Annotated in this window: 12 protein-coding genes; 2 read left to right on the forward strand and 10 right to left on the reverse strand. The window is 39.3% G+C overall.

The genetic code is table 11. The features are described from left to right. Positions 1-122: 122 nt before the first annotated feature. From Hs30E_RS01465 to Hs30E_RS01485, 5 genes are all read right to left on the reverse strand, one after another. Complete coding sequence (locus Hs30E_RS01465; protein ID WP_172207449.1) at positions 123-1793, reverse strand: formate--tetrahydrofolate ligase; 1671 nt, start codon at positions 1791-1793, stop codon at positions 123-125. 179 nt (positions 1794-1972) lie between these two features. Next, a complete protein-coding gene (locus tag Hs30E_RS01470) occupies positions 1973-2248 on the reverse strand; it encodes an HU family DNA-binding protein (RefSeq protein WP_172207451.1) in 276 nt (91 codons plus the stop codon). Positions 2249-2387: 139 nt separating this feature from the next. After that, a complete protein-coding gene (locus Hs30E_RS01475) occupies positions 2388-2960 on the reverse strand; it encodes a YpmS family protein (protein WP_172207452.1) in 573 nt (190 codons plus the stop codon). After that, positions 2950-3834 (reverse strand): SGNH/GDSL hydrolase family protein, encoded by an 885-nt coding sequence (locus Hs30E_RS01480; RefSeq protein ID WP_172207453.1) that lies wholly within the window; start codon positions 3832-3834, stop codon positions 2950-2952. Before Hs30E_RS01480 ends, Hs30E_RS01475 begins: the two co-directional genes overlap by 11 nt. A gap of 18 nt (positions 3835-3852) precedes the next feature. After that, complete coding sequence (locus tag Hs30E_RS01485) at positions 3853-4683, reverse strand: DegV family protein (RefSeq protein ID WP_172207454.1); 831 nt, start codon at positions 4681-4683, stop codon at positions 3853-3855. A 186-nt stretch (positions 4684-4869) separates the two neighbouring features. Between Hs30E_RS01485 and trhA the strand changes: the two genes are divergently transcribed. Further along, the gene (gene trhA, locus Hs30E_RS01490; protein ID WP_172207455.1) at positions 4870-5511 is read left to right on the forward strand and encodes a PAQR family membrane homeostasis protein TrhA; all 642 of its coding nucleotides are present in this window, start codon (positions 4870-4872) and stop codon (positions 5509-5511) included. Here trhA and Hs30E_RS01495 read toward each other — a convergent pair. Continuing rightward, the gene (locus Hs30E_RS01495) at positions 5504-8620 is read right to left on the reverse strand and encodes a DNA polymerase III subunit alpha (protein WP_172207456.1); all 3117 of its coding nucleotides are present in this window, start codon (positions 8618-8620) and stop codon (positions 5504-5506) included. The genes trhA and Hs30E_RS01495 overlap by 8 nt on opposite strands. A 128-nt stretch (positions 8621-8748) precedes the next feature. Between Hs30E_RS01495 and Hs30E_RS01500 the strand changes: the two genes are divergently transcribed. After that, entirely contained in the window at positions 8749-8943 is a 195-nt protein-coding gene (locus Hs30E_RS01500; RefSeq protein ID WP_172207457.1) for a DUF2929 family protein, read from the forward strand. Between the two features lie 85 nt (positions 8944-9028). Here Hs30E_RS01500 and pyrG read toward each other — a convergent pair whose 3' ends face one another. The 4 genes from pyrG to Hs30E_RS01520 all read right to left on the reverse strand — a co-directional run bounded on the left by pyrG (position 9029) and on the right by Hs30E_RS01520 (position 14176). Beyond that, positions 9029-10636, reverse strand: a complete 1608-nt coding sequence (gene pyrG / locus Hs30E_RS01505) for a CTP synthase (RefSeq protein WP_172207458.1) — start codon at positions 10634-10636, stop codon at positions 9029-9031. Positions 10637-11012: 376 nt separating this feature from the next. Further along, entirely contained in the window at positions 11013-11999 is a 987-nt protein-coding gene (locus tag Hs30E_RS01510) for a GNAT family N-acetyltransferase (RefSeq protein WP_172207459.1), read from the reverse strand. Next, positions 11989-12732, reverse strand: a complete 744-nt coding sequence (truA, locus tag Hs30E_RS01515) for a tRNA pseudouridine(38-40) synthase TruA (protein ID WP_172207460.1) — start codon at positions 12730-12732, stop codon at positions 11989-11991. Before truA ends, Hs30E_RS01510 begins: the two co-directional genes overlap by 11 nt. A gap of 103 nt (positions 12733-12835) precedes the next feature. Next, positions 12836-14176 carry a DUF6270 domain-containing protein gene (locus Hs30E_RS01520; RefSeq protein WP_172207462.1) on the reverse strand — a complete coding sequence of 447 codons (1341 nt, stop codon included), beginning with the start codon at positions 14174-14176 and terminating at the stop codon, positions 12836-12838. Positions 14177-14367: the final 191 nt, after the last annotated feature.

The raw sequence follows: 14367 nt of genomic DNA on the forward strand, positions 1-14367 counted from the left end.
CATCGGCACGCATGACAAAGACATTACTCATCAAATAGCGCTAAATCATATCACATTTTTTAGGTATTGGCGTATTAAAAAATGCCAAACTAGGCATTTTAAGTCAACTTAAACGCTTATCATCAAAATAAGCCTGAAATATTTCCCGCCTTATCCACATCCATGTTAAGCGCTGCTGGACGTTTTGGTAAGCCTGGCATGGTCATAATATCGCCAGTCATGGCAACGATAAAGCCAGCACCAAGCTTTGGCACAAGTTCACGAATCGTGATGTCAAAGCCTTCTGGCGCACCAAGCAAGGTCTGGTCATCAGAAAAACTGTATTGCGTTTTCGCCATGCAAATCGGCAGATTCGACCAACCATTGCGCTCAAATTCAGCAATTTGCGTCTTGGCTTTTTTGGCAAATGTAACTGAGCTACCCCCATAAATTTTTGTGACAATCGTTTCAATCTTCTCTGGGATTGCTGCTGCCAAATCATAAAGATAGTGAAACTCATTTTCTTGTTCAGTTGCTTTGACAATTTTTTCTGCCAAATCTAAACCACCTGCTCCCCCTTTTGCCCAAACTTGTGTTAATGAAAAGGCAACGTTTTTGGCTGTCAACAGATCAGACAAGACAGCAATCTCATCAGCTGTATCCGTGATAAATTCGTTAATCGCCACAACAACTGGTAAACCAAATGATTGGATATTATCAATATGTCTGTCAAGATTGGCAAAGCCTGAGCGTAGCGCTGCTACGTCTTTGGTAGCAAGCGCCGTTTTTGCAACACCACCATGCATTTTCAACGCCCGAACAGTCGCAACGATGACGACAGCATCAGGATTTTTCGGCAACTCACGCGTTTTGATGTCAAGGAATTTCTCGCCGCCGAGATCCGCACCAAAACCAGCCTCAGTTACTGTAAAATCAGCCGCTTTGAGCGCTGTGGTCGTCGCTAACACGCTGTTACACCCATGGGCGATATTGGCAAACGGGCCACCGTGAACAAAGGCAGGCGTGCCCTCAATCGTCTGTACGAGATTGGGCTTGAGCGCGTCTTTCAAAAGAACGGTAATCGCCCCCTCAATCTCAAGGTCGCCAACCGTGACGGGTTTCCTGTCATAAGTATAAGCCACGACAATTTTGGCAAGGCGCTCTTTAAGGTTTTCGATAGATGTCGCCAAACAGAAAACCGCCATAATTTCACTGGCAACTGTAATATCAAAACCGTCCTCACGCGGTACACCATTGATTGGCGAGCCAAGCCCCGCAATGATATGACGGAGTTCGCGGTCATTCAAATCAACAACACGTTTCCAAATCACACGGCGTGAATCAATATTAAGGGCATTGCCTTGGTGGATATGATTGTCCAGAAGTGCCGCAATCGCGTTGTTAGCCGTTGTAATGGCATGGAGGTCACCTGTGAAATGCAGATTAATATCTTCCATTGGCAGAACTTGCGCATAGCCACCACCCGCAGCACCGCCTTTGATGCCCATCACAGGACCAAGTGACGGTTCACGCAAGGCAATCATCGCCTTATGACCGAGCTGGTTGAGCGCATCGCCAAGTCCAATCGTTACCGTTGATTTGCCCTCACCAGCTGGTGTTGGACTGATAGCTGTGACAAGAATCAGCTTACCGTTGTCATTTTTTTGCAATTTTTCAATCGCATCAAAGCTGATTTTCGCCTTGTATTTGCCATATTGCTCGATGTCGTCACTTGAAATGCCAGCTTTAGCAGCAATTTCTATAATATTTTGCATAGTTGAACTTTGCGCAATTTCGATGTCTGTTTTTACCACGATGAATCTCCGTTTTTCTATTAGTTATTAAGATTATATCAAAAAATAGCACCTAAACAATACTTTTCATGTATAGTTAGTTTTTATGACACGTTCAATGTTCGGTTTTTCATAAGATTCTCCGATAACATACAAAAAACAATCACCACATACGATGATTGTCAGTTTTGACTGTTGAATTATTTAACAGCATCTTTCAAGGCTTTACCAGCTTTGAAAGCAGGGACAGTTGTCGCTGCGATTTTGATAGACTCACCAGTTTGTGGGTTACGACCTTCACGAGCTGCACGTTCGCGAGTTTCAAAAGTACCGAAACCAATAAGTTGAACTTTTTCACCAGCTTTAAGGAATTCTTCAACTGATTCAAATACAGCTTTTACTGCTTTTTCTGCATCTTTTTTAGAAAGTTCTGATTTTTCAGCAACTTTTGCGATCAATTCTTGTTTGTTAGCCATTTTAAAAATGTCCTCCAATAATTAGTTTTTTTTTACCCTTAGGCAAAGACAATTATAGCAAGTAAATCTAATAAAAGCAAGTAAAAACGCTATTTCTAGCACTTTTTAATCTATTTATCACATAAATAACCAAATTTTCCTATTTTTGCATGAGATTAAAGGTAAATTGACCATTTTTCAAATCAATTTTATCTGCTTGCACATAAGTATTTTTAGCAATTTCAAGTTGGGTTAAATTGACCACAATTTCTTCTTCTTCCGCATGAACCGCAACAAAGTCTGGTAAATCAATCTTATTGCTAACAAATTTCAAAACTTCTGAGATTGGTAAATTTAGAGTGCCAATAGAAAAGCTGGTTACTTTTAACTCAACTGTCCCATTCTTTAAAGCATAGGGCTCAAGATAGACGTACAAAGGAATTTCTGTCCCAAAAAACTTGTAACTTCCTTCAAAAACTGCCTTTTGTGACAGATAAAACTTGTAGCTCATGTCCTTAGTCTGAAAAGTTTCCAGATAATTGTTGATAAGACTGTTGAGCTGCTCAGTATCAGTCGTAATTGCTGCAACTTTGTGTGTTCCCTCAATAACAGCAATATTATCTAGCACTTTTTGGTCGCGAGATTTCGTCACTTGAAAGCCGATAACACCGATAAAAGCGATATTCAGCGCCAACAATAACATAAAAAGATATTTCCAAAGTTTATTTTTCATTCTTAACTTGCTCCTTTTGATACGCCTCAAAAACGGCGTCACTCATAATTTGATACCCTATGTTATTTGGATGAAAATGATCCCCCTCAAACAAGGCATCATTAATTACAATTTCCTTTTCTCCATCACTTGTGGTAATGCCTTGACTGCCGTCAATTCCTTGATAAAGTAAATCATTGACTGGCACAAAAAACATATTTTCCTGCTTAGCAACGATGGTTTCGGTTGATTGATTCCACTCGTTAATGATGTCTTGCATTTGCGTAATCTCTGGAAAATTAAGATAAAAAGGGTTATAAATCCCAATCACATAAACAGGTACAGTAGAATTAAGCGCACGAATAGCATCAAAAATTGCTGTCATCTGCTTTTCGTAAGTTTTAGCTGGCTTAACAAAAGAAGCTTCAGACACATCAGTCAAACTACTAATATTATCCCGAATGACTTTCATCACATCATTGCCACCAACCGTAATCGTAATCAAATCCGCCTTTTTTAAGGCTGTATCAATCGCCTCTTGATTTGTTTTTGTCATCCGCTTATAAATCTGCGTAGACGTATCGCCCGCTTTACCAAAATTTTGTGTCGCAACCTTAAGATTGTATGTCTCATCCAAAGATTTAGCCAATAGCGGAACGAAGCCTCCTTGCTCAGTTCTATCGCCAACACCCTCTGTCAGCGAATCGCCAATCGCAACATAACTAAAGTTTTTCTTGCGCAACACCGCTTTCCAATCTTTAACGACTAACTCTGACCCCGCAGGTTTCAAGATAAAGGTATTCAAGACGATAAAAAAGGCAACAGTTACCACAAAAAAAACCACAAGCTCAATCAACCAATATATCAGTTGCCCTTTATGTTTCTTTTTATTCATTAATACTTCAGCTTTCCTCTATTCAAACTCAATCATCAGCGACCAAGCACCCGAACCTGTATGCGTTGCAACTGTTGAGCCTGTATCCATAACAGAGATTGTTTTAGATACAAATTTTTGTAGCGTATCCTTCATCTGATTGGCAAATTCGATATTTTCAGCGTGAGAGATACCGATTTCTTTGACTTGACAGGTTTCAAGCCTTGCTGAAAAGTCATCCAACCATTTTTGGAAAGTCTTATTACCACGACCTTTGAGGACAGGTTCAAGCTTGGTGTCAACCAATGTCATAACTACTTTAATGTTCAAAAGACCACTCAAAGCACCCGTCACGCGCCCAATACGCCCACCTTTAACAAGATTCTCCAAAGTTGAAATTCCGATATAAAGCTCCGTCTTTTTCTTCGTTTGGTTAATCGCAGCGACAATCTCATCTTTCGTCGCACCATTTTGCGCCATTTTCGCCGCCTCAATCACTTGAAATTTCATCGCTTGATCGATAAAATCGCTGTCAATGACCGTTACATCAGCGTTCGAGAGCATCGCACCTTGGCGCGCCGCCTCAACTGTGCCAGACAGACCTTTGGTCAAATGGATACTGATAATCTGACTCCCATCTGCGCTCAATCTATCATAAGTTTCGGCAAAAACACCAACTGGTGGTTGCGAAGTCTTAGGCAGATGCTTGCTATTTTTCATCTGTGCCATAAACTGTTCAGCCGACAAATCACTATCTGAATACTGCACGCCGTCAATCAAAATCGCTAATGGTACAATCGTAATATTATATTTTTCAATCAGTTCTGGTTCAACCGTAAGCGTCGAATCCGTCACAATTTTTATTGTCATTCTCAAACTCTTTCTTAAAATATGATCACTTTTAACGCTCACAGATGACCAAATTTATGTTATACTTGATACAAGTAGTTTTGGAAACTAGATACTGTGTTCAAACTTATATCATTTAACAATTATATCAAATTTTGAGTGAAATTTCTCACTTGAATCATTTACGGACTGGAAATTAGGTGCACCATGAAAAATTCTAAAGCTTATCTCATTGTCAACGAAGTCTTTAATGCCGTCACGCACGGTATTGGCTTTTCACTTGCTGTCGCTGGCCTTGTTCTGCTTATCATGAAAGGCACAAATAATCATTCAGCGATTCAAGTCGTTAGTTATACGATTTATGGCACGACTTTAATCTTGCTTTTTCTCTTTTCAACGCTTTTCCACAGTCTGATGTTTACCAAAGCTAACCAAGTTTTTCAAATTTTCGACCATTCATCAATTTACCTACTGATTGCGGGAACTTACACCCCTTACTGCTTGATTACACTTAATGGTTGGCTGGGTTGGACATTGTTTGGCATTGTTTGGGCTTGTGCTATTCTAGGCATTGTTATCAAGGCAGTTTTTCTACCAAAATGGGATAAAATTCCAAAAATTTCAACTCTTTTGTATATCATCATGGGCTGGCTGATTGTCTTTGCATTTAACCCCTTGTGGCGTGCCCTACCGCACACTGGCGTATTCTTACTCGCCACAGGCGGTGTGCTCTACACGTTTGGCGCTTTCGTCTACTCATTGAAATTCCCATTCGCCCACGTCATTTGGCATCTCTTTGTCATCGCAGCAGCCATCCTCATGTGGTTTTCCGTTTATCTCTTTATCTGATAACTGCTTTATCAACATAACCTGTCAAACGTTTCAACAAAATAACCGATTCGTCCACGTAAATGCCCGTCATTTGCGTGTTTTTTGTCGTTTCATTGTAGAGAATCACTGGAAGATTACCCGGAAAATCTTTGAGAATCTGCGCAATTTTGACATTTTTCGTCGTGTCAAGTACCGCCAACCACAACTTTTTATCCGTTTCCTCAACCTTGATAACGTGATCTGCCAACAGCTGCAACCGATCATTTCGCTCAGAAACCTTACCCGTCATAAGATAAAAATCATTGACTGCCAAGTCTGGCAAAAAACGATGATAAGTTTCAGGAAACAAGGTCACATCAAGCTCATTTTTAGTATCCGTAACCTTTAAAAAAGCCATACTCGCACCATTTTTCGTTCGATGCGTTTTCAAATCAATCAGCTGAACAAGAAGCGTTGCTTTTTGACCCGAGATAAGGCTTGAAATCTCAGTAAAATTACCACGGCGAGCAACTGCAAAACGCATCAGCGGATGTTGCGTCGTTGCAACACCCATCAAATTAAATTCCATCTGATATTTTTCGGTATTGGTATAATCATCAAAGTTATCAAAATAAAATTTTCCGCCCGATTTTTCGTCTAATAAATCAATCTGAATATCAGCCTCATAATCTAATAATTTTTGAAGATTTTCAACTAACTTCCTCCGATTACTTTCAAATTCATCAAAAGCACCAATTTCTAACAACGGTAATAAAACCTTAGCTTTTCTATAATTTTCAGGTAATTTCTGAATAAAATTTTGCAAACCTGAAAAAGGGCGATTGTCCAAAATCCACAGTGCCAACTCACGCGAAAAGCCTTTAATTGCCCGCATACCAAGAAAAATTTGACCATTGGACAATTTATCATGGTAAGGCATGCGGTTAATTGTCGATTGCGCAAGCTTAAAACCATGCAATTGTGCATCATTAATCAAAACAATTCGCTTACTGTCCCGCAACATGATTTCATAAAAAACATCTGGAAAATGCGCCTTAAAATAGGTCATCTGAACCGCCAAAGCACCATAACCAAAGGCATGAGAACGGTTAAAGCCATAATTTGCAAAACGTTCAATCAAGTCATAAATTTCTGTCGCTTTTTGGACAGTATGTCCATTTTTTAAACTTCCTGCGATAAATTCAGCCTTTAACTGCTTAAATTCAGCACCTTTTTTCTTGGAAATAGCACGTCTGAGCAAATCTGCTCGTCCCAATGAAAAGCCAGCAAACACTTGCGCCACTTGCATAATCTGCTCTTGATAAATCATAATGCCATAAGTTGGCGCTAAAATCTCAGCAATTGCCTCATCTGGATAAACAACAATTTCCTCGCCATGCCGACGACGAATAAACTCTGGAATAAATCCCGAAGGACCAGGTCGAAAAATCGACGTTGCTGCGACAATATCATCAAATTCAGTCGGCTTGAGTTGACGCAAAAAAGTCATCATTTGTGGATTTTCAAACTGGAAAATGCCTAAAGTCTGCCCTTTTCTGAAAATTTCAAGCGTTTTTTCATCATTAAGGTCAATGTCGTTAATCGTTATCGTTTGCTCATAACGTTTAGCAACCAAATCACGCATATCATTAATGAAAGTCAGATTTTTGATACTCAAAAAGTCGAATTTGATTAAGCCAATTGCTTCCACATCAGGCGCTTCAAATTGCGTAATTGACAAGGTTTCTCCCATTGCTAGTGGCAAATAATCTGTCAAATCTTGTGCAGCCAGCACAACGCCAGAGGCGTGAATTGACTTCTGACGAGGCATTCCCTCAATTTTTTGCGCGTAGGCAAAAATAGTCTGTAAGCGTGAGTTGTTCATAATCTCAGCCCGAAATCGATTATTTTTCTCATATTCTTGAGCAAGATTATCCGAGCGACCAATCATGCTTGACATATGTGAAATCTCAACCTCAGTCATGCCAAAAACTTTCGCCACATCACGAAAACTCTGCTTCATGCCAAAAGTCGAAAAAGTCATAATCTGCGCCACGTGACTGCTACCATAACGATTTTTGACGTAGGTCAAAATCTCGATACGCTTGTTGTCAGGCATATCAATATCAATATCGGGAAGACTGGCACGCTCAGGATTGAGAAAACGCTCAAATAGCAGATTGTGCGCAACTGGGTCAACACCCGTAATCTGGAGCGCAAAAGCAACTAGAGACCCAAGCGCTGAACCTCGTCCCATACCTGTATAAATATTTTGCGACCGCGCATAACGCATCACATCGGCAACAATCAAGAAGTAATCGTCAAATCCCATACGATGAATGACCGAAAGTTCGTGATTGAGTCGATTTATGTAAATTTCTGACGTAAGATGTTGAGATTTCAGAAAATTTTCTGCAAGTTTTCGCAATTCGTCAGTCGCATGCTCATCCTTATTAAATCTCGGTAAAGCCAATATTTCTTTGTTTTCATAATGAATCGCCTTAACAAGACTTGCCAGATTTGCCAAACTTGCACGATCAAATAAGTTACGAACTTCAAGTTCTGAACGCAAATAGTCCTTACGAGAAATTAACAAACTCTCATCAAATTTTGTGCCATTTTTAATATGATGTAAAACAGATAAGGTTTCAGAATCATCAGGATTCAAATATCTGACCGTTAAAAACGGCAAAGTCGGACGTGAAAAAGACTGCTCGCTTGGCTGATTTAAACCAACAAAAACATCTTGTAAGGGCAGTTTGTTCAACAAATCATTTGACGCATAATCAACTGGCACAACCAACGCCACATCTGCCAAATGACTAGCAATAGCCGAAAAATTATTGGAGCCAAAATTTTTCTTAGTCGAAATACGATACAGATTTTGCAAACCAGCCTGATTTTTTGCGATAAAATGCAAAACTGTCAAAACGCCGTCAATCAAAAATGACGACTCAAAAGCAATAATCGGCTGAATACCCGCAGCTTGGCTTGCCTTAATGAACTGATGCACCGCATGAAGATTATCAACATCCGAAATCCCAAGCGTTTGATAGCCGAGCGCCTTCGCCTTTGAAATATAATCATCTAGCTTGATTGTCGCATCCATAAAAGAAAAAACTGTTTTAGTATTGAGTTGTGCGTACATTTTCTCTCCTTACATGATATTTTCAAGATTATTTTCAACAAATGCCTTGCAAAATCTCTTTATTTCTATTATACTTTATTTTAAGAGAAGAAACATTATTTTTAGCTTTTTAGAAAGAAGATGATTTTATGAAGTTCATCGTTGTTTTATTTTGGTCACTCCTTTTGAGCGAACTTGGCGGCTTTGTTATCGCCAAACTCAACAATACCAGTTTCAATGTCGCATTGTCAGCTATTATCGGCGTTTTCGTTGTTCTCTGCGTTTTCGGCATTGACAAATTTGGCATTCTCCCTGACCCAGAAGCCAAATCTTCAGCAAAATAAGCCATTAGGGTGATTTTTGTCATTTAAATTTATTTTAAGCATAAAAAAACTCTCGTCAAATTAGTGACGAGAGTTTTTAGCTTATTTAGTTTTTTGCATTTTCAACAGCAGCTTTGATAAACGCTGTATAAAGCCCTTCCGAACGATTCGGACGACTTGACAATTCTGGATGATATTGGCAAGCAACGAAAAATTTATTTTCTGGTATTTCAACAATTTCAACTAAACGATTGTCTGGTGAGACACCTGAAAAGACAAAACCAGCTTTTTCAAATTGCTCACGAAAGGCGTTGTTGAACTCGTAACGATGACGGTGACGACGTTGAATAACCTCCTGATTCTCATAAGCTTTAGCCGTCACTGAATGAACTTTCAGCTTAGCAGGATAAAGTCCTAGACGGAGCGTTCCACCCATATCCTCGACATCAATCTGATCACGCATAAGATCAATAATCGGGAATTTCGTCTCAGGATTAAGTTCAGTCGAATTGGCACCCTCAAGACCAAGGACATTGCGCCCGAACTCGACACAAGTCAACTGCATGCCAAGACAAACACCAAGCATCGGCACATCATTTTCACGCGCATACTGAATCGCCGTGATTTTTCCTTCAGTCCCACGAGGACCAAAACCGCCTGGCACGATAATACCGTCTGCATCACCCAATAGTTCAGCAACATTTTCAGGTGTCACATCATTTGACTGAATCCAGTTCAGATCAATATCGCTGTCAGCTGGATAACCCGCATGTTTCAAGGCCTCAACGACAGAAATATAAGCATCTGGCAACTCAACATATTTACCAACCAGTGCGATTTTCGTTGTCTTTTTAAGATTCATCACGTGATGAACCATCTCCGTCCACTCCGTCATATCCGCTTTTGGTAAGTCAATTTTGAGGTGGTCAAGGACGATTTGATCCATATTTTGGGCTTGTAAATTCAACGGAATTTGATACAAATGCTCAACATCAAGCGACTCAATAACCGCTTCTGGCGCAACATCTGTAAATTGCGCAATCTTATTTTTAATGCCTTGCTCAGCTGGCGTTTCCGTCCGAATCACAATCATATTTGGCTGAATGCCCAAACCACGTAATTCCTTAACAGAATGTTGTGTTGGCTTTGTTTTCATCTCAGCTGATGCTTTCAAATATGGCAATAAGGTCGTATGAATATAGAAAACATTATCTGCGCCAACATCAGCCTTCATCTGACGCAAAGACTCCAAAAAAGGTAAAGATTCAATATCGCCAACAGTGCCACCAACTTCAGTAATCACAATATCAGAATCCGTTGTTACAGCTGCGCGCTTAATTTTTTCCTTCAAAGCATCCGTGATATGCGGAATCACTTGCACCGTTGCACCCAAATACTCGCCTTTGCGCTCCTTGCGCAAAACTTCCGAATAAATTTTCCCCGTCGTCACATTAGAATATTTGTTAAGATTGACATCCATAAAACGCTCGTAATGCCCAAGGTCAAGGTCAGTCTCCGCACCGTCATCTGTCACATAAACCTCGCCATGCTGATAAGGGCTCATAGTACCAGGGTCAATATTAATATAAGGATCAAATTTTTGAATCGTGACTTTCAGTCCACGATTTTTCAAAAGACGACCAAGGCTCGATGCCACAATCCCTTTACCAATACCAGAAACCACGCCACCTGTTACGAAAATGTACTTTGTCATTGTATCTCCTTCAAGATGTTGAGACGACTGCTTTGAGACATAGAAATTTAGGAATTTGCCGCAAATCTGAACAAATCATCTAATTTCCTAGCACCAAGGAACAGCAAACTCAATTCAATTGTCTTTAACGAATGGGAAAATAATAAAAAGCTCCCACATTTGGGAGCTTCTGTCTGACCGCTACTTAAGCGGTGCCCGATATTTATTATAGCAAATTTTTATTGAATTTGTCAAATGAGATTTTTATATCTCTTTTAATGTTTGCAAAGTTTCTTTGTATGCTTGACGAGTTGCTAATGATGCTTCTTTCATGAAAACTCCTTAAAATTATTCAACTTTTTAAGTTGTACATTATGCTCAGTCTTTTGTCAAATTTTTAGAAATATTCCCGCAAAACCACATCTTTCATTACCAGTCTCGTCAATTCAGCAATCGTCAGCGTAACCTCATCGCCCTCGCCAAAAGTCAGATTATTTTGGGGCAAAATGTCGTCTATCACTGTAATTTTCCTGTCAAACTTCAAGTCAAAAGTTTTCAAAAACTCAGCCAAATTAACAAGCCGAGCCATCATATAAGGACGTAAAGCAATCTGAGCACGACTTGGCTCTTTCATGTCAACTTCCAAATTTTCCGTTTCTGGCGCTGTATAACTCACTGTGTCAAAAGCACCAGCGTGGCTTGAAATAAAACGATAAATCGCCTTTTTGACAACATTATCTAAAAAAATCAACTCGTGAATAACAAAATTCATATCAGAAAAGTCATAAATCACATAGCCTTTTGGCACATCATAGTCATAAAAAAGCGCAAAATGTGGCTGTTTTTTATAACTAAAATAATAAGCCCACTCAAAATCGCCCCGCACCAAACTCCCTTGCTGGTCAATCTGCCCATAAACAGTGGCTAAATCAGCTTTCGCCTCCTCAAATGACAGCCGTTTGACAAGCAAATTCGTCCTTGCGCCAAGCGGAAAATCAGCCACCGAAATCTCATAATGTTTCTGATTAAAAATATAAGTATAACCAAATTTACCGTAAAATTCATAAGAAAACGGTGCTAAATATGAGAAAATCGTTCCATTTTCATAATTATCACGCAAGATTTCTTTCATCAAATCAGAAACCGCACCATTACCGCGATATTCGGGATAACTTGCAACATAGCCAATGCCAGACATGGCTGCCACTTTATCATGAAAAGTGACTTGAAAATGCGTATCAACAATCATACTCGTCAAGTTATCATTTTCAGCATGAAAATGCACTTTAGATTGCGTCAAAAGTTTATTAAAAGCCCTGTCGCCACCTGTTGGTATCTTGTGAAAAGCATAGGTTACTAGCTTTAGAAAATCGTCAGTCTTCATATCGTACCTCCATCAAGCATAAACCATGTGCAGGCGCAGTCGGTCCCGCCAAATCACGATTTTCAGCTAATAGAATCTCAGAAATTCGTTCCGCGCGCCACTTGCCAGCACCAATTTTAAGCAAAGTACCAACCATATTTCTAATCTGTTTATACAAAAAACCATTGCCTGAAAAAACGAAATGAATCTCATCCTTGACACGCACAACATCAACCTGTGTAATCGTGCGCACCTTATCGGTAACTGTCGCTCCCGCCGCTGTAAAGCCTGAGAAATCATGCCTACCGACCAATAACGCTGCAGCCGTTTTCATCTCATCAAAGGCGATTATTTTAGGAAAATGGTAGCTAAAACGTCGAGTGAGGGGATTTTTGGCACGAGAGGTATTTACCCGATACTGATAGGTCTTGCTATGCGTGTTAAAACGCGAGTGAAAGTCGTCTGACATGAGGTCAACGCTTAAAACATCAATATCATCAGCCGTCTGCGTATCAAGCGCAAACCGCAATTTCTCGGCATCACGCACCTGTGGCAAATCAAAATGTACAACTTGACCTAAGGCGTGAACCCCACTATCTGTACGACCAGATCCATGAACTTTAACCGCAAGACCCGAATTTAAGCGCAATAAAACGCGTGTCAACTCCTCTTGAACCGTGCGACCATTATCTTGAATCTGAAAACCCGCAAAATCTGTACCATCATAGGCGATTATCGCTTTATATCTTGTCATGATAATATTATATCCTCAACCAAGCATAAAATCAACTAATTGATTAAGACCTCTCTCAATAGAATGACATTATTTTTGAAAAAGCAAAAAACAAGTAAAGGGATTAATCATCTTTACTTGTCGTATCCACAATAGGGTGTTTCAATGATAGATTACGCCACTTAACTTTTGTGTTGCTTTTTATATAAGGTCCCACTCGAAAATAAGGTTCAGTTACTGTAAGCATTGTCTTTATTTTCTTCCACTTGCCAGAAGTAATATTCAATAGTTTTGCTTGTTGCGTGTAGATTCTTTGACTGGCTTCAATATGCGTTGTTTGGATTTTATTTTTAAATCCTCTACCGATAAAAACATGATCCTGATTAAGTTCTACACCAAAAACATCTTCTATAAATACTTCATATTCAAGTTCTAATGTAACGGGATCTTCAGGAGTGGCACAGACATTAATCGGTGCTGATAAAATGTTAAAGAAAGTTGATTTTTCTTGAGTGGCAGATAAAAGCAACTCTCCTCCATAAATTTCTACCTCACGCCCATTAAAAGAAACCTGTCCTGAGTTTACCCAAAATTTCCCTTCATGAGTAAATTTAGGATTCCGAATCAAATTCCAAGCATAGATATTGTTTATCATGGGTTGATTCAAGTCTGTATCAATCTTAGATAAGGCACTAACAGACCTCACATCATGCTCTGGATAAACAATCGCAGTGAAATCAATCGCAAAGTATTTATAATAGACATCTTCCAAGGCAATCGTATTGATTGAACCATCAATTTCCATAATGCTACGATCGGTATAGCAAGATATAATTGGAATCTGATAGTTTTCAGTGGCAAATTTATCCAAAGCACCCCAAACTTTATTTCGGTATTCAAGACTTGGATTGCCTTTAACCTGAACAAAAGAACCATCATTCATAAAACCTTTTGTGGCAAATCTAAGACCATTGATGACAACTTTAGTTTCAGGTAAATAGGTTTTCATAAACGTCATAAATCGGTCAAGAGCCTCAGCCCAAATTTCAACATAGGCATTAAACTCAAATGCTGGACGATAACTGTCAGCTATCGCAATAGCCTCAAATGACGGATTTTTTTGATATTCTGATTTATTAGTCAGATAAGTCCCATTAACCGTCTGTAAAACGCCATAATTGACATCAGAAAAGAAATCCAAAATTAAAACATCTGGATTGCTGGCAACGATGTCATTTAAAACATCTTTTTCATACTCACTTAATAGCTGTGCCGTAATCTCATCATCTTTACCTGACATGAGCAATTCTCTATCAAACGTAACAGAACTGCTCATGATAGCAATCAATGACATTTCGAGACGTTGCGTCACGAGCGTATAAATTTCCGCCAGTTCTGGTACTTTCTCAAAATTTAAAGGTTGCGCAAAGTGACTCGAACCTAATATTGCTACTTTTTTCTTCATATTCTCATTTTAACAAATTTTTTGACTTTCTACAATTCACAATATTGAAAAAACATAAAAATAATAGACTTCTCCCAAAAATAAAAAAATTTGTTATACTATAGTCATGAACTATGAATCCCTCAGCAAACTCAGCGATAGCCATTTTAAACGTCTAGTTGGCGTTAAACGTCCAACCTTTGAATCTATGA

It is taken from the genome of Pseudolactococcus hodotermopsidis (assembly GCF_011170085.1).
Taxonomy (GTDB): Bacteria; Bacillota; Bacilli; order Lactobacillales; family Streptococcaceae; genus Pseudolactococcus; species Pseudolactococcus hodotermopsidis.